Annotated in this window: 23 protein-coding genes and 2 pseudogenes; 10 read left to right on the forward strand and 15 right to left on the reverse strand. The window is 54.6% G+C overall.

Annotated elements, in window-relative coordinates:
- Positions 1-7 precede the first annotated feature (7 nt).
- From sdhA to sdhC, 3 genes are read right to left on the reverse strand one after another with little or no spacing between them, the layout of a single operon-like run.
- Positions 8-1,774 (reverse strand): succinate dehydrogenase flavoprotein subunit, encoded by a 1,767-nt coding sequence (gene sdhA / locus OGV69_RS21175; RefSeq protein WP_038638885.1) that lies wholly within the window; start codon positions 1,772-1,774, stop codon positions 8-10.
- On the reverse strand, positions 1,774-2,121 hold the full coding sequence (gene sdhD / locus OGV69_RS21180) for a succinate dehydrogenase membrane anchor subunit (RefSeq protein WP_005122550.1): 348 nt from the start codon (positions 2,119-2,121) through the stop codon (positions 1,774-1,776). The genes sdhA and sdhD overlap by 1 nt, the downstream gene beginning before the upstream one ends.
- On the reverse strand, positions 2,115-2,519 hold the full coding sequence (gene sdhC / locus OGV69_RS21185) for a succinate dehydrogenase cytochrome b556 subunit (protein ID WP_042309715.1): 405 nt from the start codon (positions 2,517-2,519) through the stop codon (positions 2,115-2,117). The genes sdhD and sdhC overlap by 7 nt, the downstream gene beginning before the upstream one ends.
- Positions 2,520-2,901: 382 nt before the next feature.
- Here sdhC and OGV69_RS21190 point away from each other — a divergent pair.
- The 3 genes and pseudogenes from OGV69_RS21190 to OGV69_RS21200 all read left to right on the forward strand — a co-directional run bounded on the left by OGV69_RS21190 (position 2,902) and on the right by OGV69_RS21200 (position 5,720).
- Positions 2,902-3,012, forward strand: a pseudogene (locus OGV69_RS21190) (hypothetical protein).
- Positions 3,013-3,215: 203 nt separating this feature from the next.
- On the forward strand, positions 3,216-4,499 hold the full coding sequence (locus tag OGV69_RS21195; protein ID WP_006685463.1) for a citrate synthase: 1,284 nt from the start codon (positions 3,216-3,218) through the stop codon (positions 4,497-4,499).
- 174 nt (positions 4,500-4,673) lie between these two features.
- Positions 4,674-5,720: an AbrB family transcriptional regulator gene (locus tag OGV69_RS21200; protein ID WP_204563331.1), complete on the forward strand. Its 1,047-nt coding sequence runs from the start codon at positions 4,674-4,676 to the stop codon at positions 5,718-5,720.
- Here the strand turns inward: OGV69_RS21200 and nei are convergent.
- From nei to ybgI, 8 genes are read right to left on the reverse strand one after another with little or no spacing between them, the layout of a single operon-like run.
- A complete protein-coding gene (gene nei / locus OGV69_RS21205; protein WP_069323178.1) occupies positions 5,717-6,508 on the reverse strand; it encodes an endonuclease VIII in 792 nt (263 codons plus the stop codon). The genes OGV69_RS21200 and nei overlap by 4 nt on opposite strands.
- 14 nt (positions 6,509-6,522) lie before the next feature.
- Positions 6,523-7,167, reverse strand: a complete 645-nt coding sequence (gene pcp / locus OGV69_RS21210; protein ID WP_069323177.1) for a pyroglutamyl-peptidase I — start codon at positions 7,165-7,167, stop codon at positions 6,523-6,525.
- Between the two features lie 9 nt (positions 7,168-7,176).
- Positions 7,177-8,172 (reverse strand): DUF979 domain-containing protein, encoded by a 996-nt coding sequence (locus OGV69_RS21215; RefSeq protein ID WP_038638872.1) that lies wholly within the window; start codon positions 8,170-8,172, stop codon positions 7,177-7,179.
- The gene (locus OGV69_RS21220; protein ID WP_069323176.1) at positions 8,169-8,891 is read right to left on the reverse strand and encodes a DUF969 domain-containing protein; all 723 of its coding nucleotides are present in this window, start codon (positions 8,889-8,891) and stop codon (positions 8,169-8,171) included. The genes OGV69_RS21215 and OGV69_RS21220 overlap by 4 nt, the downstream gene beginning before the upstream one ends.
- 52 nt (positions 8,892-8,943) lie before the next feature.
- Positions 8,944-9,678, reverse strand: coding sequence for a 5-oxoprolinase subunit PxpA (gene pxpA / locus OGV69_RS21225; protein WP_069323175.1), 735 nt, complete (start codon positions 9,676-9,678; stop codon positions 8,944-8,946).
- A complete protein-coding gene (gene pxpC / locus OGV69_RS21230; RefSeq protein ID WP_069323174.1) occupies positions 9,668-10,600 on the reverse strand; it encodes a 5-oxoprolinase subunit PxpC in 933 nt (310 codons plus the stop codon). The genes pxpA and pxpC overlap by 11 nt, the downstream gene beginning before the upstream one ends.
- A complete protein-coding gene (gene pxpB / locus OGV69_RS21235) occupies positions 10,594-11,250 on the reverse strand; it encodes a 5-oxoprolinase subunit PxpB (protein WP_038638862.1) in 657 nt (218 codons plus the stop codon). Before pxpB ends, pxpC begins: the two co-directional genes overlap by 7 nt.
- A 15-nt stretch (positions 11,251-11,265) precedes the next feature.
- Positions 11,266-12,009 carry a radiation resistance protein YbgI gene (ybgI, locus tag OGV69_RS21240; protein ID WP_016152273.1) on the reverse strand — a complete coding sequence of 248 codons (744 nt, stop codon included), beginning with the start codon at positions 12,007-12,009 and terminating at the stop codon, positions 11,266-11,268.
- A 289-nt stretch (positions 12,010-12,298) separates the two neighbouring features.
- Here ybgI and dtpD point away from each other — a divergent pair.
- Positions 12,299-13,779: pseudogene (gene dtpD / locus OGV69_RS21245) on the forward strand (dipeptide permease DtpD).
- 50 nt (positions 13,780-13,829) lie between these two features.
- Here the strand turns inward: dtpD and OGV69_RS21250 are convergent.
- From OGV69_RS21250 to OGV69_RS21265, 4 genes are all read right to left on the reverse strand, one after another.
- Positions 13,830-14,732 (reverse strand): Rpn family recombination-promoting nuclease/putative transposase, encoded by a 903-nt coding sequence (locus OGV69_RS21250; RefSeq protein WP_069323173.1) that lies wholly within the window; start codon positions 14,730-14,732, stop codon positions 13,830-13,832.
- A gap of 161 nt (positions 14,733-14,893) precedes the next feature.
- Positions 14,894-16,312 carry a deoxyribodipyrimidine photo-lyase gene (gene phrB, locus OGV69_RS21255; RefSeq protein WP_286469477.1) on the reverse strand — a complete coding sequence of 473 codons (1,419 nt, stop codon included), beginning with the start codon at positions 16,310-16,312 and terminating at the stop codon, positions 14,894-14,896.
- A gap of 53 nt (positions 16,313-16,365) precedes the next feature.
- The gene (locus OGV69_RS21260) at positions 16,366-16,764 is read right to left on the reverse strand and encodes a DUF523 and DUF1722 domain-containing protein (RefSeq protein ID WP_286469478.1); all 399 of its coding nucleotides are present in this window, start codon (positions 16,762-16,764) and stop codon (positions 16,366-16,368) included.
- Positions 16,765-16,851: 87 nt separating this feature from the next.
- Positions 16,852-17,058: a YbfA family protein gene (locus OGV69_RS21265; RefSeq protein WP_003022870.1), complete on the reverse strand. Its 207-nt coding sequence runs from the start codon at positions 17,056-17,058 to the stop codon at positions 16,852-16,854.
- Positions 17,059-17,366: 308 nt separating this feature from the next.
- On the opposite strand from OGV69_RS21265, the gene kdpF reads away from it, so the two are divergent.
- Genes kdpF through kdpE form a run of 6 tightly spaced genes read left to right on the forward strand, consistent with a single transcriptional unit; the run spans position 17,367 to position 25,148 of the window.
- The gene (gene kdpF / locus OGV69_RS21270; RefSeq protein ID WP_077949339.1) at positions 17,367-17,456 is read left to right on the forward strand and encodes a K(+)-transporting ATPase subunit F; all 90 of its coding nucleotides are present in this window, start codon (positions 17,367-17,369) and stop codon (positions 17,454-17,456) included.
- On the forward strand, positions 17,456-19,135 hold the full coding sequence (kdpA, locus tag OGV69_RS21275; RefSeq protein ID WP_069323170.1) for a potassium-transporting ATPase subunit KdpA: 1,680 nt from the start codon (positions 17,456-17,458) through the stop codon (positions 19,133-19,135). Before kdpF ends, kdpA begins: the two co-directional genes overlap by 1 nt.
- A 20-nt stretch (positions 19,136-19,155) precedes the next feature.
- Complete coding sequence (kdpB, locus tag OGV69_RS21280; RefSeq protein ID WP_069323169.1) at positions 19,156-21,204, forward strand: potassium-transporting ATPase subunit KdpB; 2,049 nt, start codon at positions 19,156-19,158, stop codon at positions 21,202-21,204.
- 8 nt (positions 21,205-21,212) lie between these two features.
- Positions 21,213-21,779, forward strand: coding sequence for a potassium-transporting ATPase subunit KdpC (gene kdpC / locus OGV69_RS21285; protein WP_038638841.1), 567 nt, complete (start codon positions 21,213-21,215; stop codon positions 21,777-21,779).
- Between the two features lie 10 nt (positions 21,780-21,789).
- Positions 21,790-24,474: a two-component system sensor histidine kinase KdpD gene (gene kdpD / locus OGV69_RS21290; RefSeq protein WP_069323168.1), complete on the forward strand. Its 2,685-nt coding sequence runs from the start codon at positions 21,790-21,792 to the stop codon at positions 24,472-24,474.
- Entirely contained in the window at positions 24,471-25,148 is a 678-nt protein-coding gene (gene kdpE / locus OGV69_RS21295) for a two-component system response regulator KdpE (RefSeq protein ID WP_038638835.1), read from the forward strand. The genes kdpD and kdpE overlap by 4 nt, the downstream gene beginning before the upstream one ends.
- Positions 25,149-25,180 lie beyond the last annotated feature (32 nt).

The following is a 25,180-nucleotide window of genomic DNA, read 5'->3' on the forward strand; positions in this document are numbered from 1 at the left end:
CTCCGCATTAATAAGTACGAATCTTCGGCGGGAATGCCGGGCGCAGCTTCGGTTCCATATTGACTTGACGTCGCGTCATGGTTTCCGACTCTGGCAGATACAGGGAATGGCACAGCCAGTTTTCATCATCACGTTCCGGGAAGTCGAAGCGGCTATGCGCGCCACGGCTTTCGGTACGGAAGTTTGCAGAGACTGCGGTGGCGTAAGCGGTTTCCATCAGGTTATCCAGCTCCAGACACTCAACGCGCTGGGTGTTAAATTCACTGGAGGTATCATCCAGACGGGCGTTTTTCAGACGCTCGCGAATCGCTTTCAGCTCTTCCAGTCCTTTCGCCATCGCATCGCCTTCGCGGAATACCGAGAAGTTATGCTGCATACATTCCTGCAGCGCTTTGCGAATGGCCACCGGATCTTCGCCGTTACGGTTGCCGTTCCAGCGATTCAGACGGGCCAGAGAAGCATCGATCTCGTCTTCCGTCGCATCCAGCAGGTCGCCCTGTTCCGCGATAGATTCCTGCAGATGCAGACCCACCGCACGACCAAAGACCACCAGATCCAGCAGCGAGTTGCCGCCCAGACGGTTGGCGCCGTGAACCGATACGCAGGCGATTTCGCCTACCGCAAACAGCCCCGGAATCACCACATCTTCGCCCTGCTCGTTTACGGTCAGCGCCTGGCCGGTTACTTTGGTCGGGATACCGCCCATCATGTAGTGGCAGGTAGGAATTACCGGAATCGGCTCTTTCACCGGGTCAACGTGGGCAAAGGTACGAGACAGTTCGAGGATACCCGGCAGACGAGATTCCAGCACTTCTTTACCCAGATGATCGAGTTTCAGCTTGGCGTGCGGCCCCCACGGGCCATCACAGCCGCGGCCTTCACGGATTTCGATCATGATGGAACGCGCCACCACGTCACGACCCGCCAGATCTTTCGCATTCGGGGCATAACGCTCCATGAAGCGCTCGCCGTGTTTGTTCAGCAGATAGCCGCCTTCACCGCGGCAGCCTTCTGTGACCAGTACGCCCGCGCCGGCGATACCGGTGGGGTGGAACTGCCACATCTCCATATCCTGCACCGGCACGCCAGCGCGGATAGCCATACCGACGCCGTCACCGGTATTGATGTGGGCGTTAGTAGTGGATTGATAAATACGGCCTGCGCCGCCGGTGGCCAGTACGGTTGCGCGGGCTTTAAAGTAAACCACTTCACCGGTTTCGATACACAGTGCGGTACAACCGACAATCGCGCCGTCAGCGTTCTTTACCAGGTCCAACGCATACCACTCAGAAAAGATGGTGGTGTGGTTTTTCAGGTTCTGCTGATACAGGGTATGCAGTAGCGCGTGGCCGGTACGGTCTGCCGCTGCGGCGGTACGTGCCGCCTGCTCGCCGCCGAAGTTTTTCGACTGACCGCCAAACGGACGTTGATAAATGGTGCCATTATCGAGACGAGAGAACGGCAGGCCCATATGGTCCAGCTCCAGAATCGCTTCCGGGCCGGTTTTACACATATATTCAATTGCGTCCTGATCGCCAATGTAGTCCGACCCTTTGACGGTGTCGTACATGTGCCATTCCCAGTTATCTTCATGGGTATTACCGAGCGCCACGGTGATGCCACCCTGCGCGGATACGGTATGGGAACGGGTTGGAAATACTTTTGAGAGCAGCGCACAGGTCTGTCCGCTCTGGGAAATTTGCAGCGCCGCGCGCATACCTGCGCCACCGGCACCAATCACAACAGCATCAAATTCTCTGACTGGCAGTTTCATTACACACCCCACACCACAACAAATCCATAAATGACGTAAACCACCAGCGCAACGACGATAGCCAGTTGCAGAATCAGGCGTACAGCCAGCGGTTTAACGTAGTCGGTCAACACCTGCCACATGCCAATCCAGGCATGAATCAAGATGGAAAAAAGCGCCAGCAGGGTGAAAACTTTGGTGAATGCCGATGAGAAGAAACCGGTCCAGACTTCAAAGGTCAACTCGCCGCTGGTGGCGAAGAAGCCGACCATATAGATGATGTATAACGTCAGAACGATAGCGGTAGCACGGACCAGAATGAAGTCATGTACGCCGTTGCGTCCTAATGCGGAGGCGTTGCTTACCATACGAGGACTCCTGCGAGAAGTGAAAGCACGACAATGATAACGAAACAAATTTTGGCGGAGCGTGTCCCTGCTTCGAGGGTTTCTTCGATATAGCCAAAATCCATCAACAGATGGCGAATGCCCATTACGGCGTGATAGGCCAGCGCAATCAGGATCCCCCACATGATTAACTCCACAAAGAAGTTATTCATAATGGATGACGCCGTGAGGAAACCTTCAGGGGAGGAAAGGCTGGTACCCAATAACCACAACAGAATCCCGACCGCCACGAAGGTGATCACTCCGGAAACGCGATGGAGAATGGACGCTATCGCCGTGATTGGGAACCGGATCGTTTGCAGATCCAGATTGACAGGTCTTTGTTTTTTCACATTTCTTATCATGAATAACGCCCACATGCTGTTCTTATTATTCCCTTTGGACTTCGGGCACAGAAGATAAGACTTCTGTAGTCTGAAAGACGCCGGGATTTCCTTCCTCCGGTCTGCTTGCGGGTCAGACAGCGTCCTTACTATAACTACGCGTCATATAAAACACTGCTTCCAGTTGCTAAAACGACACGTTACAACGCTGGTTGGCTCGGGATTGCAGGGTATTCCGGAGACCTGGCGGCAGTATAGGACGTTCACAAAATCATTACAATTAACCTACATATAGTTTGTCGGGTTTTATCCCGAACAGTGACATAGGTCACGATAACAACATTATTTTAATTTTTAATCATCTGATTTGACAATCATTAAACAAAGTTGTTACAAACGACACCAGAAAAAGCATATAATGCGTAAAAGTTATGGGGTCACTCTTTCACCGGAGATTTAGTTATGTAACAGTGTGGAAGTATTGACCAATACCTTCAGGACAGTTATTAGTGATAGACAGGTTAAATAATTCGGATTGCTAAGTTGTTGATTTGTTACTATTTCACCATGAGTTAACTGATTTACCTGCAAGCGCCCATTGCTCTGTACCCTGGTTTTCGCCTCTATCGCAGAGCGGCGAGCCGAATAAAAAACTGGTAACGGTTGATTGATGTATCGAAAACAAGTCTGACTTCCGCAGTCTTAAGTAATAAGGCGCTAAGGAGACCGTAAATGGCTGATACTAAAGCAAAAATCACTCTAAATGGTGACGCTGCTATTGAACTGGATGTGCTGAAAGGTACGCTCGGTCAAGATGTTATTGATATTCGTAGCCTTGGCTCAAAGGGGATGTTTACTTTTGACCCAGGTTTCACCTCTACCGCATCCTGCGAATCCAAAATTACGTTCATCGATGGTGATGAAGGCATTTTGCTGCATCGCGGCTTCCCGATTGACCAGTTGGCGACCGAGTCCAACTATCTGGAAGTGTGTTATATCCTGCTGTACGGCGAAAAACCAACGCAGGAGGAGTACGACGAGTTCAAAACCACGGTCACTCGCCATACCATGATTCACGAGCAGATCACGCGTCTGTTCCACGGTTTCCGCCGCGACTCTCACCCGATGGCCGTTATGTGCGGTGTCACCGGGGCGCTGGCTGCGTTCTATCACGATTCGCTGGACGTAAATAATGCGCGTCACCGTGAAATCGCCGCTTTCCGTCTGCTGTCCAAAATGCCGACCATGGCAGCGATGTGTTACAAATACTCCATCGGCCAGCCGTTCGTTTACCCGCGCAATGATCTCTCCTACGCCGGTAACTTCCTGAACATGATGTTCTCCACGCCGTGCGAAAAATACGAAGTTAATCCAATCCTGGAACGCGCCATGGACCGTATCCTGATCCTGCACGCTGACCACGAACAGAACGCCTCGACCTCTACCGTACGTACCGCAGGTTCTTCTGGCGCGAACCCGTTTGCCTGCATCGCGGCTGGTATTGCTTCCCTGTGGGGACCGGCACATGGCGGCGCCAACGAAGCTGCGCTGAAAATGCTGGAAGAAATCAGCTCAGTTAAACACATTCCGGAATTTGTTCGCCGCGCGAAAGACAAGAATGATTCTTTCCGCCTGATGGGCTTTGGTCACCGTGTTTACAAAAACTATGACCCGCGCGCCACCGTGATGCGTGAAACCTGCCATGAAGTGCTGAAAGAGCTGGGCACCAAAGATGATCTGCTGGAAGTGGCAATGGAGCTTGAGCACATTGCGCTCAACGACCCGTACTTCATCGAGAAGAAACTCTACCCGAACGTCGACTTCTACTCTGGCATCATTCTGAAAGCGATGGGCATTCCGTCCTCCATGTTCACTGTGATCTTCGCCATGGCGCGTACCGTTGGCTGGATTGCACACTGGAATGAAATGCACACCGACGGCATGAAAATCGCTCGTCCACGTCAGCTATATACCGGCTACGACAAGCGCGACTTTAAGTCTGATATTAAGCGTTAATTGTCTGCCGGACAGCGCTCTCGCCTGTCCGGCCTACTCCCTTGAATCTTCCAGGCCGGACAGGGTGTTAATGCCGCTGTCCGGTCTGTTTATTCTTGACCCACATTATTTTATTCTCATCACGTTTTCTCTATGATTTACTGAGATCTTCCTCATTTCACTCAGGAGCATGGGATGCCTGTTTTGCAGTGGAGCCTGCTATTTCTGCTATCACTCCTTCTTTCCCTGTTCTTTCTGTTGATACATCTTCCAGGCGCATTGCTGCTCGGCTCGATGATTGTCGGTATCATTTTCAGTATGCGCGGGATCTCCCTGCACACTCCCCGCTGCACATTTCTTGCCGCTCAGGCCATTCTCGGCTGCATGATTGCGCAAAACCTCACTGGATCCATTTTAACGACACTTGCGGCACACTGGCCGATGGTGATTGTCATCCTGCTGGCAACCCTGATTAGCAGCGCGGTGATCGGCTGGCTGCTGGTTCGCTACAGTAATCTACCGGGGAACACCGGCGCGTGGGGGTCATCACCTGGCGGGGCAGCCGCGATGGTTGCGATGGCGCAGGATTATGGCGCTGACATCCGGCTGGTGGCGTTTATGCAGTATTTGCGCGTACTGTTGGTGGTCGGCGCTGCCGCGCTGGTCACCCGATTTGTCATGGGCGAACAGGCACAAACGGTCGGCCAGCAAATCGTCTGGTTTCCACCGCTGAGTCTTAATCTGTTAAGTACCATACTGCTGGCCGCAGTTGCTGGTGTGGCCGGGCGCTTACTGCGTATCCCCTCCGGCGTGATGTTACTGCCCATGCTGGCGGGCGCATTGCTAAACGCAGGCGGTATAATGGTCATTGAACTGCCGGAATGGCTACTGGCGATAGCGTATATGGCGATTGGCTGGCAAATCGGTCTTGGCTTTGACAAACAGATCTTTTTAATGGCGCTGCGGCCACTGCCGCAAATACTGTTGTCCATTTTTTCACTGATGGCGATTTGTGCGGCGATGGCCTGGGGGCTGGCGCATTATATGCAAATCGACTTTCTCACCGCCTATCTGGCGACCAGCCCTGGCGGAGTCGATTCCGTCGCGGTAATTGCCGCTGGCAGCCACGCCGATATGGCGCTAATCATGGCGATGCAAACCCTGCGGCTGTTCAGTATTTTATTGACCGGTCCGGCGGTGGCGCGTTTTATTTCAGCACATGCGCCAAGACAGCCCACCTAATGCTGGCAGCCCGGACACCAGTAAAAGGGTCGCGAGGAAAGTGTCGTTTTCTCGATGATGCCGCCACAGCGCTCACAGGATTCGCCATCCCGATGAAAGACCTTAAAGCGAAACAACGCGCCGTGGTGCTTATTGTCATCGACCTGGCCGCGAGTGTTATACGACAGGCGAGGAATATCAAGTAGCGCTTGCGCCAGCGCATCCAACTGTTCATCGCTAAGCTGTGACGCTTTATGCTGACCGGTCAACCCCACCTGCCAGAGAATTTCTACCCGCAGATAGTTACCTAATCCCGCCAGAAATGCCTGATCCAACAGCAGACCGGAAAACTGGCGATTGCGAAAACGGGATGACAGCAGACGCGTTTTTACCTCTGCGGCCGTTAAACGCAAATCCAGCACGTCCGGTCCAACCCGTTGCAGAAATGGATGGGTGGTGAGCTGCTCTGGCGTCAGCATTTCGATGTCAGACGCGCTATACAGCAGGATAGTTTTATCCTCGGTTTGCAGCCTGACGCGCAGCACCCGCGTGGTTTGCGGCATGTTGCCGGTATCGACCACTCGCCACACGCCGTAAAGCTGATTGTGACTATACAGCGTCAGGCCATTGGAAAAATGGGTCAGTAAGGCTTTACCCCGCGTCTCAAGCTGGGTAACACTCTGCCCGATGAGTTGGGATTGATACGGTTTTAACTGCTCAAAGGCAAACCAGACATCCGTCAGGGGTTTACCTTTGACTGCCGCCTCCAGGGTATCCGCCGCGCGGCGGATCTCCGGGCCTTCAGGCATAATACTGTCCTTTGTTAATGTGTTGCGCCGCCTGTCACCGCGATATCGCTTTCCAACTGCAATGCGGTGGTAATCGCGACCTCCAGCGCCCGACGTACTGTTTCCGCCGCCATACTTGGCGCACCGGGGTGCTGCGCGGCCTGTTGTGGCAGATAAGGAATATGAATAAAACCGCCCTTCACTGCCGGAACGTCGCGTAATTTATGCAGCAGGCCATACATCACGTGGTTACACACGAAGGTACCCGCCGTCTGAGAAACCGAGGCCGGAATTCCCGCGTTGCGCATGGCGACAACCATCGCTTTGATCGGCAATGTGCTGAACCACGCCGCAGGGCCATCGGCCACAATCGGTACATCAATCGGCTGTTGCCCCTGATTATCCGCAATACGCGCATCGTCAACATTGATCGCCACGCGCTCCACGGTGATATCCGTTCGGCCACCCGCCTGCCCCACCGCCAGCACCAGCGATGGCGACAATGCGTCAATCGCGGCATTGAGTACGGAGAGAGACTCGCCAAAGACGCACGGCAACTGGCGGGCAACGACACGGCATCCATCGATGATAGCATTGTCGAGGCCCGAGACCACTTCCCAGGAAGGGTTAACTGACTCGCCGCCAAAGGGTTCAAATCCCGTGATGAGTACTGTTTTCATCCTTCCTCCTTACAGGAACATCAGGAAATACATCAGAAAAACGTTAACCAACAGCAGCAGTATGCCGGTTGGCACCTGTGCTTTAATCACCGCGTTTTTGTCTGGTAGCTCCAGCAGCGCCGCAGGCACAATATTGAAGTTCGCCGCCATTGGCGTCATCAATGTTCCGCAATAGCCGGAGAACATACCAATCGCCGCCATCACCGCCGGGTTACCACCGTGTTGCAGTACGAGGATCGGAATACCGATTCCCGCGGTCACGATCGGGAAAGCGGCAAACGCATTGCCCATCACCATCGTCAACAAGGCCATACCAATGGTGTACACCGCCACCGCGATAAAACGGCTATCCACCGCCAGATATTCCTGGGTCAGATATGAAATGCCGCTGCCGACGCCCGCCGCAGTGAACAACAGTCCGAGCGTGGCCAGGATCTGCGGCAGGATGAATGCCCAACCGATAGAGTCCAGCAGTCGGCGTGCCTCCTGAATCGGCTGATGCACCCGCTCATGGGTCATTTTTATCGCCATCGCCAGACCAATCAACGAACCTGCGGTCATCGAAAAGAGCGTCACCAGCGTGGCATGATTACCCGGCCCAAACAGCGCATCCTGTAAACCCGGAATATGGTTGAACATCAGTACGCCAATAACGGTTACCACCGGGATCGCCAGCGCCGGGAAAAACAGGCGATTACCCAGACGACTGGCGCTCTCTTCGCGCTGTTGCTGCGTTCGTTGATGGTAGCTTCCCAGCTTTACGCCGCCGAAACCGGCGATCAGGGCCAGTATGACCACCGCGACGCCGACGGCAATATGCACCGCGCGTTTATCGCCAAACAGCGAGTATGTCCAGTCGCCAAGCAGAAAGAGAACGCCGTACAGGCCCCAAAACAGACCGGTAGTTAAGCGACGCGGGTTAGCCTTATCCCGCCAGGACATCAGCGCCACAATCAGTAATACCGCGCCTGCCAGCCAGTAGAGATAGCTTTGCTGAAAATTCATTTCGCTTCCCCTTTCGCTGCGGCATTCGCTTTCGCCACTTCACGCTGCAAATAGCTATCCAGCCGCCACAGACGCGTGCCGTGGATCAGGAAGGCGCAAATTGCCGTCGGGATCCCCCACAGGGCGATATGCAGCGGTTCGGTCTGGATCCCGCCCGATTCCAGCATAAAATTGTGCATGAATATGATGGCACCGAAGGCAACAAAGATATCTTCACCGAAAAACAGCCCAACGTTATCAGTCGCGGCAGACATGGCGCGCAGACGATAACGAACCTCGCCCGGTATCTCACCGTGGTTTTTCTCGGCGGCCCCTTCCGCCATTGGCGCCAGCAGCGGACGCACCATCTGCGGATGTCCCCCCAGGCTGGTCAGTCCTAAGGCGGCGGTCGCCTCACGAATAAACAGATAGACAATAAGCAGACGGCCGCTGGTGGCGCTGCGGATTTTGGCAATCCACGCCTGAGCGCGCTCTTTGAGTCCGTGACGCTCCAGCAGACCAATAACCGCCAGGGGGATCAGCAGGATAAACGGCAGGTTGCGGGTGTTGAGAAATCCCTCACCCAGCTTTTCCAGAATGGTAGCGATTGGCATATGCGCCGCCAGTCCGGTGACGATCCCGGCAATAATGACCACCAATACCGGGTTAAAACGTAAAAGAAATCCGACCACAATGACGGCGATACCCGTCAATGGCCAGAGAGAAATGACCTCTCCCATAATTAAATCCCTTATGTTGTTGTGTAATATATTATTGTTTTTTATAAAAAAATTATGCGCTAATTTGAATATTGCATGCTTCGAATGCGCTGCGCAAGCGACGGGCAAAAGCGAGTGCGTGCTCGCCATCCCCATGAATGCATACCGTCTGGGCCGTCACGTTCGCCCATGTTCCGCTCTGGCTTTTTACTCTACCGGATTGCACCATTTCTAGCGTTTGCGCCAGCGCCTGCTCTTCATCCTCAATCAATGCGCCAGGCTGGCTACGCGGAACCAGACTGCCGTCAGCCTGGTAACCCCGATCGGCAAAAACCTCCTGACGCGTCACCAGGCCATAATGTTCCCCGGCGCGAATCAGTTCGCTTCCCGCCAGCCCCACCAGAACCAGCGAAGGATCGCAGGCATGCACCGCTTTCGCAATCGCGTCCGCCAACTGTGGATCTTTTGCCGCCTGGTTATAAAGCATACCGTGGGGTTTCACATGGCGCATCACGCCGCCTTCCGCGCGCGTAATGGCTGCCAGCGCACCAATTTGATACAGCGTCTGCGCATAAACCGTTTCCACAGGCAGAGTCATGGCGCTACGGCCAAAATTCTCCCGATCCGGAAAGCTCGGATGTGCGCCTACCGCCACGCCATTTTTTAGCGCTTCACGCACGCTTAAAAGCATGGTTTGCGCATCACCGGCGTGAAATCCACAGGCGATATTAGCTGACGACACCAGTTGCAGCAGCGCTGCATCGTTAGCACAGCCCTCACCGAGGTCTGCGTTGAGATCAATTTTCATTATTAAGTCGCCATGTTAACTGTTGCAGGTAACGCTGCTGATCGTGGCGCGCCTTAAGCGCTTCCTCCAGCGAACACTGCACAAAATGAATCGGCTGACCGAGCGGGATCTGCGCCAGATGGTACATATCCGCTTCGATGATACAGGCGATACGCGGATAGCCGCCCGTCGTCTGGGCATCATTCATCAGCACGATCGGTTGACCATTATGCGGAACCTGCACCACGCCGGGGAGTAAGCCATGCGACAGCAACTCGCGATCGGTCATACGCGTCAACGGCTGCCCCTGCAGGCGATAGCCCATCCGGTTGCTTTGCGGGCTAAGCTGCCACGGCGAACGCCAGAAAGACGCCTGCGAGACCTCGTCAAATTCCTGGTATTCAGGCCCGGGCAGCGCGCGAATGTGGTTTCCCCACATCAGCTGTTTTACCCCCTGAGGTCCGCTGAATTGCCGGGTAGATGCCCCAATCGCCAGCCGATCGCCATCACGCAGCAGACGCCCCTCCAGCCCGCCAATGCCGACTTTAAGATCGGTGCTGCGCGAGCCCATGACTTCGGGAACATCAAATCCGCCCGCAACCGCCAGATAACTACGCATACCATGATGTGGACGTTTTAGCGTCAGTCGCTGTCCCGCTTTCACCGGCAGTCGCCACCCACTCCACACAGGAGCACGATCCAGATGCGCTTCGCATCCGGCGCCGGTCAGGGCAAACCAACCATCGGCTTCAAATTCGACTACCAGTTGCCCCAGCGTGATTTCCAGCGCAGCGGCATTCGCATCATTTCCCACCAGCAGGTTAGCAACGTTAAACGCCGGTTTATCCAGCGCGCCGCACTGGCTGATGCCGGATTGACGAAAATTGTGGCGTCCGCCGTCCTGGACCGAGGTGTACATGCCCGCACGAATGATGTTTAACATACCCCCTCCTTCTGCGGAACAAAACGCACGGTATCCCCAGCGCGCAACAGGATCGGCTCTTCTCGTTTTGGATCAAATAACGACACGGAGGTACGCCCAATCAATTGCCATCCGCCGGGCGTGGCAAGCGGATAGACCCCCGTTTGCGATCCACCGATACCTACAGAACCTGCCGGAACAAGCAGACGCGGTTCTGACCGTCTGGGGGTATGGAGTGGTTCAGGTAAGCTCCCCAGATAGGGGAACCCTGGCTGAAAACCAATAAACCACACCACATAGTCGACTGACGCATGAAGTTCAACAACCTGCTTGTCGCTTAATCCACTGTGCCGGGCGACCTCTGCCAGATCGGGACCAAACTCACCGCCATAAGTCACGGGAATTTCAATAAAACGCGAATCCGGTTCCAGCGCTTCGCTCTCTTCCCACCAGCGCTGCAGGCGTTCAATCGCATCCAGCGCCAGCGTTTGTGGGTCACGCAAGATCACCGTGATATTGTTCATTCCTGGAATCGCTTCACGTACATTCGGAGCATCAACCAGACGCTGGGCCAGACGCCAGATACGTTTTTGAGTCGCCAGCGTAATGGGCGGTTCCAGTTCCAGAACTACCGCAGTCTCACCTAACAGATAACAACGCGCTCGCTGCACTTTCGTCCCTCTTTATTACGCTGGGTTAGGAATATCAATAAAAGTGACATCCAGATCGGTATTTTCATTCAGCCATTCGCTTAATGCACGAATCCCGCCGCGTTCGGTCGCATGGTGACCGGCAGCATAAAAATGCAGCCCCTGTTCGCGGGCAGAGTGAATGGTTTGCTCTGAGACTTCACCGGTGATAAAGGCATCAACGCCAAACCGGGCTGCGCTATCAATGAAGCTTTGACCGCCCCCCGTACACCACGCGACGCGTTGCACCTTTTCCGGCCCGGTATCACCACACCATAACGGTTTACGGCCCAGACGCGCTTCAATCCACGACGCCAGCTCCAGCCCTGGAACCGGCATAGAGAGTTCACCCCACGGTACCAGCGGCTCAATTTCCCCCATCACGGTAATCCCCAATAGCGCGGCAAGCTGCGCGTTATTACCCAGTTCCGGATGGGCATCCAGCGGCAGATGCCAGCCATACAGGTTAATATCATTTTCCAACAGCGTTTTCAGACGATGGCGCTTCATGCCGCGAATCACCGGAGATTCGCCTTTCCAGAAATAACCGTGATGAACGATGACCGCATCGGCCTGCAGGCGCACCGCCTCGTCCAGCAGCGCCTGGCTTGCGGTCACGCCGGTCACGATTTTATGCACCGTCTCTTTGCCCTCAACCTGCAAACCGTTCGGCGCATAGTCGCTAATGGCGGCGCTGTTCAGTTTGTCATTGATCAGTTGTTCCAGTTCGGTGTTTTTCATCATCGTCCTCGTTGTCATAAGTTCTGCCTGCCCAATCAGCAACACAGCTTAGGTTAAAATAGCGTCCTCGCCTGCGTTCGTCGATAGTCATTTCATTGACACATTAAGAAACAATCACACCACTGTAGAACGTAATTTGCATACCACCACGCGATCTAATTCATGTATATTTATGCAATCAGACAGCATATTGCAAAAATAATCAGATCTGTATCAAAGTTACAACTTTAAGGAAACACGCTCGCACAGCACATTCAACCTGTTGCGAGACATTTACTTCGAGAAAACAATGAATAAACAAGCATCTCAACCGCGGGCGATTTATTACGTTGTCGCGCTACAAATTTGGGAATATTTCAGTTTTTACGGTATGCGTGCGCTGCTGATTCTGTATCTCACTAACCAGCTTAAGTACGACGATAATCACGCTTATGAACTGTTCAGCGCCTACTGCTCGCTGGTCTACGTCACACCCATTCTCGGAGGGTATCTGGCAGATAAAGTGCTCGGCAACCGGATGGCGGTGATGATCGGCGCATTTTGATGGCGGTGGGGCATCTGGTGTTGGGCGCCAGCGAAATGGCCCCGGCATTCCTTTATTTATCGCTAGCGATTATCGTCTGTGGCTACGGTCTGTTTAAATCCAACGTCAGTTGCCTGCTGGGTGAACTGTATCAGCCTGAAGATCCCCGCCGCGACGGTGGGTTCTCTCTGCTCTACGCCGCCGGCAACATCGGTTCAATCATTGCCCCGATAGCCTGTGGCTATGTGCAGGAAGAGTACAGCTGGGCGATGGGTTTTGCGCTGGCCGCTATCGGCATGCTGGCAGGGCTGGTGATTTTCTTATGTGGTAATCGCCATTTCGCCCATACCACCGGCGTCAATAAGGCCGTCCTGCGCGCGAAAAAATACATGTTGCCGAACTGGGCCTGGTTGTTAGTTCTGCTGGTTGCCGCCCCACTGCTGATTACTGTCTTGTTCTGGAAAGAGTGGTCCGTGTACGCCCTGATCGTTGCTACTGTTATCGGTCTGGCGGTTCTGGCGAAGATTTACCGCCAGGCGCAAACCCAGAAGCAACGCAAAGAGCTGGGGCTCATCGTCACGCTGACCTTCTTTAGCCTGCTGTTCTGGGCCTTTGCTCAACAGGGCGGTAGCTCAATCAGCCTGTATATCGACCGCTTTGTTAATCGCGACATTATGGGGTATTCCGTACCCACCGCGATGTTCCAGTCGGTTAACGCCTTTGCGGTTATGCTGTGCGGTATCGTGCTGGCATGGGTGGTCAAAGAGAGCGTAGGCGGCAATCGCACCGTACGCATCTGGGGCAAATTTGCCCTTGGTCTCGGTTTAATGAGCGCCGGTTTTTGTATTCTGACCGTAAGCGCCCGCTGGTCCGCCGCTTACGGCCACTCTTCCATGCCGCTGATGGTATTGGGGCTGGCGGTCATGGGCTTTGCGGAACTGTTTATCGACCCGGTGGCAATGTCGCAAATTACCCGCATTGAGATCCCCGGAGTAACCGGTGTATTAACCGGCATTTATATGCTGCTCTCCGGCGCAATCGCCAACTACCTGGCTGGGGTGATCGCCGACCAGACGTCACAAGGTTCGTTTGACGCTGCCGGCGCCATCAACTATTCCATCAATGCCTATATTGACGTCTTTAGCGAAATTACCTGGGGCGCACTGGCCTGTGTGGTACTGGTGCTGCTGATTTGGCTGTACCAGTCGCTGAAATTCAGAAACCGTGCGTTAGCGGTAGAGTCCTGAGTGTACAGGCCCGATGATGTGATAAGATTCGGGCCTGTTTTTTCAGGTAATTATGCATGAATTGCTGCGAGTTCCTCTTCAGTAAGACCTGTAACCAGTAGCACCATTGTGCGATCTATACCTTGCTCCAGCATGGTTTGCGCTATACGTAATGCGGCTTCTTGTTTACCCTGCTGTAACCCTTCCTGTAATCCATCTAACCGTAACCGCTCTGCAATAGTCATCAGCCTCTCCTTATGTTGGGGGATCCGTTGCGCTATCTCCTGCATAAATTCATTAAAACGAGATTCGTCGCCAGATTGTAGGATGTAATTAAACATCGCCTGTAATTGCGTGTCATTAGCGCATCCAGTAAGTAGCAGCGTGGCCAGTTGCTCTACCAGCCCCAGCAAATCCCGCTGACGGATATGTTTTTGCATTAATTCCAGCAGCGCCATTCGTCTGTGAGCCATGATCTCATCATCGGGTACCACCGTTATGTCTACCAACGGAAATGCGCTGGAATAAAGCTGCCTTGCCGCCACGGGGTCAGCAAAGGCATCCAGCCAGCACAATGAGTACGGATAGGGGCTTCGGCAGCCATGATAAAAGAGCATCGGTATCACCAAAGGTAGTTCCTTATGCCCTGCGTCCAGATGACGCTGCATCGCCGCCATCGCATAACGCAACAGACGAAAAGCCATATGCGGCTCAGCTGAACTTTGATGCTCTATCACCACATAGACATAACCGTCACCGTTGCGTGTGTGCAAAGACCAGAGCACGTCGGAGTAGCGCGAACGTAAATCCGCTTCAATAAAGCTTTCTGACTCCAGCTTCAGCGAATTCAAATCGCAAAGCATCCGCAGTTCAGCTGGCAGGTGAATGTCGAGAAAATCCCGCGCCGTTTCGGGATGATGTAAAAACGTTTTAAATACCGCATCGTGCGGTGTGGAGGTTGTTGGCATTGTCATCAAGTTCCATCACCCGAATGAAGATGACGGAACTTTACTGCCAGATAAAAGCATCTGCATCAGGGCATTAACAACCTTGCGCGCACACTTCAGCGCTAAACGCGCCCAACTGCAACAAATTCATTTTGCTGGAAGGCATTACGCAGAAATCCACCCTGCCTTTACCCTTTTCGCGCCGCCTCATATGCCGCCAGCGTAGCCAGTCTGGCCTGCTTATGATCGACAATCGGGCGAGGATAGTTGAGCGTCACCTGCGCTTTTTCCGCCCACGACCACGGCTCATGGATGGCTTTACCCGGCACATCGCGCAATTCCGGCAGCCACTGGCGGATAAACTCACCGTCACGGTCAAATTTTTCGCCCTGCGTCGTGGGGTTAAATATGCGGAAATACGGTGCGGCATCGGTTCCGGTGGATGCGGCCCACTGCCAGCCGCCGTTATTGGCCGCCAGGTCGCCATCGATCAGTTGCGACATGAAATACTGCTCCCCTTTACGCCAGTCGATCAGCAGGTCTTTTACTAAAAAACTGGCCGTAATCATGCGTAAACGATTATGCATCCAGCCCGTGGCGTTGAGCTGACGCATCGCCGCATCCACAATCGGGTAACCCGTTTGACCCGTTTGCCAGGCCTGCAAATGCGTCGGGTTATTCTGCCATTGCACGCGATCGGTCCAGCGGATAAAGGGTTGATACCGACACAGCGCCGGATGATATGTCATCAGATGACGATAAAATTCACGCCAGATAAGCTCGTTCAGCCAGACGCTGCCCGCCCCGCCCTCAAGCGCCTGCGGCTGCTCTGCGAGCAGTCGATTCAGGCATTGGCGCGGCGATAACCCGCCTGTCGCCAGGCTTGCGGATAATCGACTGGTCCCGTCAATCGCTGGAAAATCACGCTGCTGTTCGTATTTTCCCGCAGCCTGCTGGCAAAACTGGCGTAATTGCGCGATGGCCAATTTTTCCTCTGCCACAAACCTTTGGGCATCAAAATTTTGCTGCGGATAGCTCAGCGTTATTGATGTTAACGGTGCGTCAAGAGCGCCGCATTCTCTCATTTTTGGCGCGCTCACACATTCTGGAATACCGTCTTTAATCCGCTTCAGCCAGGCATTTTTAAACGGCGTGAACACTTTATACATCTCATGATTGCCGGTCATCACCGCTCCAGGAGGCAGGATCACGCTGTCATCAAACCCTTCGCACACCACCTGGGGTAATGATTTCTCTACGTTTACATCACGCTGTCGTTCGTTTATTTCATATTGATAGTTATAAAATAATCGACTGACGTCATACTGCAGGCAGACACGTTTGACGGTGTCCACGCTGGCCGCAAAATCAGCCACTTCATGAAACAGTAAAGGGATGCCTTTTTCTGCCAGCGCCGCTTGTAACGCATTCAACTGCGCGTTGACAAATGCCGCCTGACGCGGGGCCATATCGTGGGCCTTCCACTGCCCGGGGGTAGATATATATAACGCCAGCACCTGCGCAGAACGATCCCGACAAGCCGCCGCCAGCGCGAGGTTGTCGTGCAGACGTAAATCACGCCGAAACCAGACCAAATGGGTGGTCATAACACTCCTGAAGAAAAAAATTAACGCCCGTAGCGCAAACGCAGAGCCTCTGGTCAGGGATTGAAATAGCGCTGCCCGGAAAGATAAGCATCCGGGTATTCCGCCATATAGTGTTTGAGTAATGTTATTGGCGCAAGCAGCGGTTGAGTCGCACGTCGATAGCCGTCAATGAGAGAGGCCAGCTCTTGTCGCTGACGAGAATTTAATTGCGTACGAAAATACCCCTCGCGCTTATCACTAAAACGCAGGGAGACAGCCTCGCCCTCTTTGACCAGATGCAGCGCAGGTCGTGGGACCGGTAACCCGATCCCCATTTCAGGGCATACGGGTTCAAACGCGACCCACGGCGACAGGTCTTCTACAGCAAAGGCCAGGCGCTTATGCCCTCCATCATAGCGAACCGCTTCCCCCAACAGACAGGCACTGATACCAACAGGGATTTTCTCGCTCATGATCGCTCCTTTTCATTCCTGAGATAAGTGTAGCTATCATGAGCAAAAAAGCCGCTGATATCAGCGGCTTTTAGGATTCATAAATTATCAATAGAAATCGCAGGTGGCTTTTTCAGCCTGCTCCATCCACACCGGCTTATCACTGGTTTTAGACCAGACGCGATGCAGGTAGCTGTAAAAACGGGCACGGTCTTTCCAGAACAGCATGACCGGCAGCGCCAGTACGCCCGCCACTACGGCAAAGGTACGGCGTAAGAAAACAATGTGTGCTGGATATTCTTTATAAAAGTCCATAATCCTCTCCCATATAACTGTTCGGTGAATCGCACCGGAAAAATAAAGTTGGTTAACTGATGAAAATAATACCGCCTTGTGTGTAATTTTACTACTCATCCGACCACTTATTTTTATCTATTTATGCCCCGTTTAGCTTAAAACCGTAATTAAGTTACATAAAAGTTAAATTAATACTAACCATTAGTTAAATAATGGTCTTTGCCATTTTTATACTTTTTTTACACCCCGCCCGCCGATTTTTGCGAAATCTTTGCAAGCAAAAACCTACGCTCTGGTTATCACATTTATGCCACTGGAGGTGCACTGTGAGTGCAGGCGTGATAACCGGCATTGGGCTGGTCTTTTTATTATTAGGTTACCTTGTGTATGCCCTGATTAATGCGGAGGCGTTCTGATGGCGGCTCAAGGTTTTTTACTCATTGCCAGTTTCTTGCTGGTGCTGTTTGTCATCGCCAGACCGCTAGGGTTTGGGCTGGCCCGACTCATCAATAATACGTCCCTACCGGGCCTCGCTGGCGTGGAGAGTGTGCTCTGGCGTGGTCTGGGCATTTCGCAACAGGAGATGAACTGGCGGCAGTATCTGCTGGCAATCCTCGCGCTCAATGTACTGGGCCTGCTGGTCCTGTTTTCGATGCTGATGGCGCAAAACCTGCTGCCGCTGAATCCTCAGCAGCTTCCAGGACTTTCATGGCATCTGGCGCTCAACACGGCAGTGAGTTTTGTCACCAATACCAACTGGCAATCTTATGCCGGTGAAACCACTTTAAGCTACTTCAGCCAGATGGCTGGGTTGACCGTGCAGAACTTCCTGTCCGCGGCGACCGGGATTGCGGTGATTTTTGCCCTGACGCGTGCCTTTACGCGCCAGAGCATGGATACGCTGGGTAATGCCTGGGTCGATCTGGTTCGTATTACGCTGTGGATCCTCGTGCCGATTGCGCTGCTCATCGCCCTGTTTTTTATTCAACAAGGCGCGCTGCAAAACGTATTGCCCTATCAGCCCATCACGACGCTTGAAGGGGTGAAACAGTTGCTGCCGATGGGACCTGTCGCTTCGCAGGAAGCGATTAAGATGCTCGGCACCAACGGGGGCGGTTTCTTTAACGCTAACTCAGCACATCCGTTTGAAAACCCAACCGCGCTGACCAACCTGGTACAGATGCTGGCTATTTTCTTAATTCCTACCGCGCTGTGTTTTGCCTTTGGCGATGTGGTGGGCGATCGTCGTCAGGGCCGGACCCTGTTATGGGCCATGTCGCTCATTTTTGTCATCTGCGTAGCCGTCGTGATGTGGGCCGAAGTTCAGGGCAACCCGCATCTGATGCAGTTAGGTGCAGACAGCAATATCAACATGGAAGGCAAAGAGAGCCGCTTTGGCGTACTGGTCAGCAGTCTGTTTGCGGTCGTCACAACGGCGGCATCCTGTGGCGCAGTGATTTCGATGCATGACTCCTTTACCGCACTCGGCGGAATGGTGCCGATGTGGCTGATGCAAATTGGCGAAGTGGTCTTCGGCGGTGTGGGTTCAGGTCTGTACGGCATGCTGCTGTTCGTATTGCTGGCTGTGTTCATCGCCGGGCTGATGATTGGCCGAACACCGGAATACCTGGGTAAGAAAATCGACGTGCGCGAAATGAAAATGACCGCGCTGGCGATTCTGGTCACCCCTGCGCTGGTCCTGCTTGGCACAGCAATAGCAATGATGACCGATGCCGGGCGCAGCGCCATGCTCAACCCGGGTCCACATGGGTTTAGTGAAGTGCTGTATGCCGTGTCATCTGCCGCGAACAACAACGGTAGCGCCTTTGCCGGATTAAGCGCCAATAGCCCGTTCTGGAACTGCCTGCTGGCGCTGTGCATGTTCTTTGGTCGCTTCGGCGTGATCGTACCCGTGATGGCTATTGCCGGGTCGCTGGTCAGTAAAAAGATCCAGCCTGCCAGCCCTGGCACACTACCCACCCATGGCGCGCTGTTTGTCGGGTTGTTAATCGGTACGGTGTTACTGGTTGGCGCTCTCACCTTTGTTCCTGCCCTGGCCCTTGGCCCTGTCGCAGAATACCTGTCATTACACTGAGTGATGCGGAGCACATTACTATGAGTCGCAAGCAACTGGCGCTGTTCGAACCTTCTCTGGTCGCACAGGCGCTGATGGATGCCGTGAAAAAATTAAGCCCACATACCCAATGGCGTAATCCGGTGATGTTTCTCGTCTGGCTGGGCAGCCTGTTGACCACGCTGTTAACGCTGGCGATGGCAACAGGTTATATGCCAGGCAATCCGTGGTTTACCGGCGCGATTAGTCTGTGGCTGTGGATTACCGTCCTGTTCGCTAACTTTGCCGAAGCGCTGGCTGAGGGGCGCAGTAAAGCACAGGCGAACAGTCTGAAAGGGGTGAAAAAAACCGCCTTTGCCCGCAAACTTCGCGAACCAAAATACGGCTCGGCCATGGATCACGTCCCTGCCGATGATCTCCGTAAAGGCGATATTGTGCTGGTGGAAGCTGGCGATATTATCCCGTGTGACGGCGAGGTGATCGAAGGTGGCGCATCGGTGGACGAAAGCGCGATTACCGGTGAGTCTGCGCCGGTCATTCGTGAATCCGGTGGCGATTTTGCCTCGGTCACCGGCGGGACTCGCATCCTCTCCGATTGGCTGGTGATCGAATGTAGCGTAAACCCCGGCGAAACATTCCTCGACCGGATGATCGCCATGGTCGAAGGCGCGCAGCGGCGTAAAACCCCCAATGAAATCGCCCTGACGATCCTGCTGATTGCCCTGACTATCGTCTTTCTGTTAGCGGCCGCCACGCTATGGCCGTTTTCCGCCTGGGGCGGCAGCGCGGTCAGCGTCACGGTACTGGTTGCCCTGCTCGTTTGTCTGATCCCCACCACCATCGGCGGTCTGCTTTCTGCCATTGGCGTGGCCGGGATGAGCCGTATGCTGGGCGCGAACGTCATTGCCACCAGCGGACGTGCGGTCGAAGCCGCGGGTGACGTGGACGTCCTGCTGCTGGATAAAACCGGTACCATTACGCTGGGTAACCGTCAGGCTTCAGATTTTCTGCCTGCCCAGGGCGTGGACGAAAAAACGCTGGCCGATGCCGCACAGCTTTCATCGCTGGCCGATGAAACACCGGAAGGCCGCAGCATCGTTATTCTGGCAAAACAGCGCTTTAATCTGCGTATTCGCGACGTGCAATCGCTGCACGCGACCTTTGTGCCGTTTACCGCGCAAAGCCGGATGAGCGGTATCAACATCGACAACCGTATGATCCGCAAAGGTTCGGTCGATGCCATTCGTCGTCACGTTGAAGCCAACGGCGGTCACTTCCCCGCCGATGTCGAGCAGAAGGTCGACAACGTCGCTCGCCTTGGCGCTACGCCGCTGGTGGTAGCCGAAGGCTCCCGCGTACTGGGCGTGATAGCCCTGAAAGATATTGTGAAAGGCGGGATCAAAGAACGTTTTGCCCAACTGCGCAAAATGGGGATCAAAACGGTGATGATAACCGGCGATAACCGCCTGACCGCCGCCGCGATCGCCGCGGAAGCCGGGGTGGATGATTTCTTAGCGGAGGCCACGCCGGAAGCCAAGCTGGCGCTGATTCGTCAGTATCAGGCGGAAGGCCGTCTGGTGGCGATGACCGGCGACGGAACCAACGACGCCCCGGCACTGGCGCAGGCGGATGTCGCGGTCGCTATGAACTCCGGGACCCAAGCGGCGAAGGAAGCTGGCAACATGGTGGATCTCGATTCCAACCCCACCAAACTGATTGAAGTGGTGCACATTGGGAAACAGATGCTGATGACGCGCGGCTCGCTGACCACCTTCAGTATCGCCAATGACGTAGCAAAGTATTTCGCCATTATCCCGGCCGCGTTCGCCGCCACCTATCCGCAGCTCAATGCGCTTAACGTTATGGGACTGCATTCGCCGGATTCAGCGATCCTCAGCGCGGTTATCTTTAATGCGCTAATCATCGTTTTTCTGATCCCACTGGCGCTTAAAGGCGTGAGCTACAAGCCGTTATCCGCATCTGCAATGTTGCGCCGTAATTTGTGGATCTACGGTCTGGGCGGTCTGGTGGTGCCATTTATTGGTATTAAAGCGATTGATTTACTGCTGACCCTGTTGGGTCTGGTGTGAGGTTTCAGATGAGTGGATTACGTCCTGCATTATCAACATTGATTTTCCTGATGCTTATTACCGGCGGGGCTTACCCGCTGCTGACCACCGCGCTGGGGCAGTGGTGGTTTCCCCACCAGGCTAACGGCTCGTTGATCCGCGAAGATCAGGTTGTTCGCGGCTCTGAGCTTATTGGGCAACATTTTACCGCCGCCGGTTATTTTCAGGGGCGTCCGTCTGCGACGGCGGAAATGCCCTATAATCCCATGGCTTCTGGCGGCAGTAACCTGGCCGTTAGCAACCCGGAACTGGATAAACAGTTGCAAAGCCGGATTGCCGCGCTGCGCGCTGCCAATCCACAGGCTAATCCAGCCGTTCCGCTAGAGCTGGTAACCGCGTCTGCCAGCGGGCTGGATAACAACCTGACGCCCGCCGCGGTGGCCTGGCAAATTCCTCGCGTGGCGCAGGCCCGCAACCTCAGCGTTGAAGAGGTGTCGCGCCTGGTTGCACAATACACGCAAAAGCCGCTAGTCAGTTTTATCGGCCAGCCGGTGGTGAACCTGGTGGAACTTAATTTAGCGCTGGATAAGCACTGAGAAAAAGGACATGCATAGCGAACCCTTACGTCCCGACCCCGATCGCCTGTTGGAGCAGACCACTGCCCCGCACCGCGGAAAACTAAAAATATTCTTCGGCGCCTGCGCGGGCGTCGGGAAAACCTGGGCCATGCTAACGGAAGCCCAGCGGCTGCGGGCGCAGGGGTTAGATGTGCTGATTGGCGTGGTGGAAACCCACGGACGCAAAGAAACCGCCGCGCTGCTGGACGGTCTCAGCATCCTGCCGCTAAAGCGACACGCGCGTCATGGTCGCCACATCAGCGAGTTCGATCTTGATGCCGCGCTGGCCCGCCGTCCGGCGCTCATTTTAATGGATGAACTGGCGCACAGTAATGCGCCAGGCTCACGCCATCCAAAGCGCTGGCAGGATATTGAAGAGTTGCTGGAAGCCGGTATCGACGTCTTTACCACCGTTAACGTCCAGCATCTGGAAAGTCTCAATGATGTGGTCAGCGGCGTCACTGGTATTCAGGTGCGCGAAACCGTCCCTGATCCTTTCTTCGATGCCGCTGACGATGTGGTGCTGGTCGATCTTCCCCCCGATGATTTGCGCCAGCGCCTGAACGAAGGCAAGGTCTATATCGCTGGTCAGGCGGAAAGAGCCATCGAGCATTTCTTTCGCAAAGGTAATTTGATCGCGCTGCGCGAGCTGGCCCTGCGACGCACGGCCGATCGGGTGGACGATCAAATGCGCGCCTGGCGCGGGCGTCCAGGGGAAGAAAAAGTCTGGCATACCCGCGACGCCGTTTTGCTGTGCATTGGGCACAATACCGGCAGCGAAAAACTGGTGCGCGCCGCCGCGCGACTGGCGGCGCGTCTCGGCAGCGTCTGGCATGCGGTGTATGTCGAAACGCCAGCGCTGCACCGACTCCCCGAAAAACAGCGGCGCGCGATCTTAAGCGCACTGCGATTAGCCCAGGAGCTGGGCGCGGAAACCGCCACGCTTTCCGATCCTGCTGAAGATAAAGCGGTAATCCGCTACGCCCGCGAGCATAATCTGGGAAAAATTGTGCTCGGGCGTCCGACAACGCGTCGCTGGTGGCGCAGCGATTCCTTTGCCGACAAACTGGCCCATCGCGCACCGGATCTCGACCTGATGATTGTCGCGCTGGACGAACCGCCTTCACGCCCGACGCTACCCACTCCGGATAGCCGCACCTTTAAAGATAAATGGCGGGTACAAATTCAGGGTTGTGTGGTTGCTGTCGCGCTATGCGCCATCATTACGCTGATCGCGATGCAGTGGCTGATGGCTTTTGATGCCGCTAACCTGGTAATGCTCTATTTACTGGGTGTGGTGGTTATCGCCCTCTTCTACGGACGCTGGCCATCCGTACTGGCAACCTTTATTAACGTCGCCAGCTTCGATCTCTTCTTTATTGCCCCGCGTGGGACGCTGGCCGTTTCCGACGTTCAGTACCTGCTTACTTTTGCCGTAATGCTAACGGTCGGGCTGGTTATCGGTAATCTGACCGCCGGCGTCCGTTATCAGGCGCGGGTGGCGCGCTATCGGGAACAGCGTACGCGTCATCTGTATGAGATGTCGAAAGCGTTAGCCGTTGGACGGAGCCAGCAGGATATCGCCGCGACCAGCGAACAGTTTATCGCCTCAACGTTTCAGGCCCGCAGTCAGGTTTTATTACCTGATGAACACGGTAAGCTGGCTCCCCTCACCCATCAACAGGGCATGACGCCATGGGACGATGCCATTGCCCAATGGAGTTTTGACAAAGGGCAACCGGCTGGCGCGGGCACGGATACCTTACCGGGCGTACCGTACCAAATCTTACCGCTAAAAAGCGCCGATAAAACGCATGGGCTACTGGTAGTGGAACCGGGAAATCTGCGTCAGTTGATGATCCCCGAGCAGCAGCGCCTGCTGGAAACCTTTACCCTGTTGGTCGCCAGTGCGCTGGAACGTCTGACCCTGACCGCCAGCGAAGAGCAGGCCCGGTTTGCCAGCGAGCGTGAAAGCATTCGCAATGCGTTGCTTGCCGCACTGTCCCACGATTTGCGCACGCCGCTGACGGTGCTGTTCGGTCAGGCAGAGATTTTAACGCTGGATCTGGCCAGTGAAGGTTCGCCGCATGCGCGCCAGGCCAGTGAGATTCGCCAGCACGTGCTGAATACCACCCGACTGGTTAATAATCTGTTGGATATGGCGCGAATTCAGTCTGGCGGCTTTAATCTTAAGAAGGAGTGGTTAACGCTGGAAGAGGTGGTGGGCAGCGCCCTGCAGATGCTGGAGCCAGGACTCTCTGCTCCGATTAACCTGTCGTTACCCGAACCGTTGACGCTGATCCATGTCGATGGCCCGCTTTTTGAACGGGTGTTGATTAACCTGCTGGAGAACGCCGTAAAATACGCGGGTCCGCAGGCACAAATCGGCATTGACGCCAGCGTCGATGGCGAGCATCTGCTACTGGACGTCTGGGATAATGGACCGGGTATTCCGTCGGGTATGGAACAGCGCGTTTTTGACAAATTTTCCAGAGGAAATAAAGAGTCATCGGTACCCGGCGTGGGGTTGGGACTGGCCATTTGTCAGGCGATTGTGGACGTGCACGGCGGCAGCATTTCCGCCCATAATCGTGCCCAGGGGGGGGCATGTTTCCGTGTTACACTACCCCAGGAGATCCCCCCTGAACTTGAAGATTTTCATGAGGATATGTGACAAACGTACTGATTGTTGAAGATGAACAGGCCATTCGCCGCTTTCTGCGCACTGCGCTGGAAGCCGATGGCCTGCGTGTATATGAAGCGGAAACGCTACAACGTGGTTTGCTGGAAGCCGCCACACGAAAACCCGATCTCATCATTCTCGATCTCGGCCTGCCAGACGGCGACGGCATTGATTTTATTCGCGACCTGCGGCAATGGAGCGCAATCCCGGTAATTGTGCTTTCAGCCCGCAGCGAAGAGAGCGATAAAATCGCCGCGCTGGATGCCGGCGCCGATGACTATCTCAGTAAACCCTTCGGTATTGGCGAGCTACAGGCGCGATTGCGCGTGGCATTGCGTCGCCACGCCAGCGGCGCGTCTCCCGAACCGGTGGTGCATTTTTCCAACGTAAAAGTGGATATCGCCGCCCGCCTCGTACACCGTGGTGACGAGGAAATCCATCTGACGCCGATTGAGTTTCGCCTGTTAGCGGTACTGCTGAATAATGCCGGGAAGGTACTGACGCAACGCCAGCTGTTGAACCAGGTCTGGGGGCCGAACGCCGTTGAGCACAGCCATTATCTGCGAATTTATATGGGACACCTGCGCCAGAAACTGGAGCGGGACCCGGCTCGTCCACGTCATTTTCTGACCGAAACCGGGATTGGCTATCGGTTTATGCCGTAAGTCTAGTCGAATAAAAAAGCCGGATCAGCATA

Source organism: Citrobacter sp. Cc139, assembly GCF_030334645.1.
GTDB lineage: Bacteria > Pseudomonadota > Gammaproteobacteria > Enterobacterales > Enterobacteriaceae > Citrobacter > Citrobacter werkmanii.

What these genes read in the sequence shown, in the direction of transcription:
- sdhA (WP_038638885.1), bottom strand. Translation starts at nt 1,774, where the DNA reads ATGAAACTGCCAGTCAGAGAATTTGATGCTGTTGTGATTGGTGCCGGT.
- sdhD (WP_005122550.1), bottom strand. Translation starts at nt 2,121, where the DNA reads ATGGTAAGCAACGCCTCCGCATTAGGACGCAACGGCGTACATGACTTC.
- sdhC (WP_042309715.1), bottom strand. Translation starts at nt 2,519, where the DNA reads ATGTGGGCGTTATTCATGATAAGAAATGTGAAAAAACAAAGACCTGTC.
- OGV69_RS21195 (WP_006685463.1), top strand. Translation starts at nt 3,216, where the DNA reads ATGGCTGATACTAAAGCAAAAATCACTCTAAATGGTGACGCTGCTATT.
- OGV69_RS21200 (WP_204563331.1), top strand. Translation starts at nt 4,674, where the DNA reads ATGCCTGTTTTGCAGTGGAGCCTGCTATTTCTGCTATCACTCCTTCTT.
- nei (WP_069323178.1), bottom strand. Translation starts at nt 6,508, where the DNA reads ATGCCTGAAGGCCCGGAGATCCGCCGCGCGGCGGATACCCTGGAGGCG.
- pcp (WP_069323177.1), bottom strand. Translation starts at nt 7,167, where the DNA reads ATGAAAACAGTACTCATCACGGGATTTGAACCCTTTGGCGGCGAGTCA.
- OGV69_RS21215 (WP_038638872.1), bottom strand. Translation starts at nt 8,172, where the DNA reads ATGAATTTTCAGCAAAGCTATCTCTACTGGCTGGCAGGCGCGGTATTA.
- OGV69_RS21220 (WP_069323176.1), bottom strand. Translation starts at nt 8,891, where the DNA reads ATGGGAGAGGTCATTTCTCTCTGGCCATTGACGGGTATCGCCGTCATT.
- pxpA (WP_069323175.1), bottom strand. Translation starts at nt 9,678, where the DNA reads ATGAAAATTGATCTCAACGCAGACCTCGGTGAGGGCTGTGCTAACGAT.
- pxpC (WP_069323174.1), bottom strand. Translation starts at nt 10,600, where the DNA reads ATGTTAAACATCATTCGTGCGGGCATGTACACCTCGGTCCAGGACGGC.
- ybgI (WP_016152273.1), bottom strand. Translation starts at nt 12,009, where the DNA reads ATGAAAAACACCGAACTGGAACAACTGATCAATGACAAACTGAACAGC.
- OGV69_RS21250 (WP_069323173.1), bottom strand. Translation starts at nt 14,732, where the DNA reads ATGACAATGCCAACAACCTCCACACCGCACGATGCGGTATTTAAAACG.
- phrB (WP_286469477.1), bottom strand. Translation starts at nt 16,312, where the DNA reads ATGACCACCCATTTGGTCTGGTTTCGGCGTGATTTACGTCTGCACGAC.
- OGV69_RS21260 (WP_286469478.1), bottom strand. Translation starts at nt 16,764, where the DNA reads ATGAGCGAGAAAATCCCTGTTGGTATCAGTGCCTGTCTGTTGGGGGAA.
- OGV69_RS21265 (WP_003022870.1), bottom strand. Translation starts at nt 17,058, where the DNA reads ATGGACTTTTATAAAGAATATCCAGCACACATTGTTTTCTTACGCCGT.
- kdpA (WP_069323170.1), top strand. Translation starts at nt 17,456, where the DNA reads ATGGCGGCTCAAGGTTTTTTACTCATTGCCAGTTTCTTGCTGGTGCTG.
- kdpB (WP_069323169.1), top strand. Translation starts at nt 19,156, where the DNA reads ATGAGTCGCAAGCAACTGGCGCTGTTCGAACCTTCTCTGGTCGCACAG.
- kdpC (WP_038638841.1), top strand. Translation starts at nt 21,213, where the DNA reads ATGAGTGGATTACGTCCTGCATTATCAACATTGATTTTCCTGATGCTT.
- kdpD (WP_069323168.1), top strand. Translation starts at nt 21,790, where the DNA reads ATGCATAGCGAACCCTTACGTCCCGACCCCGATCGCCTGTTGGAGCAG.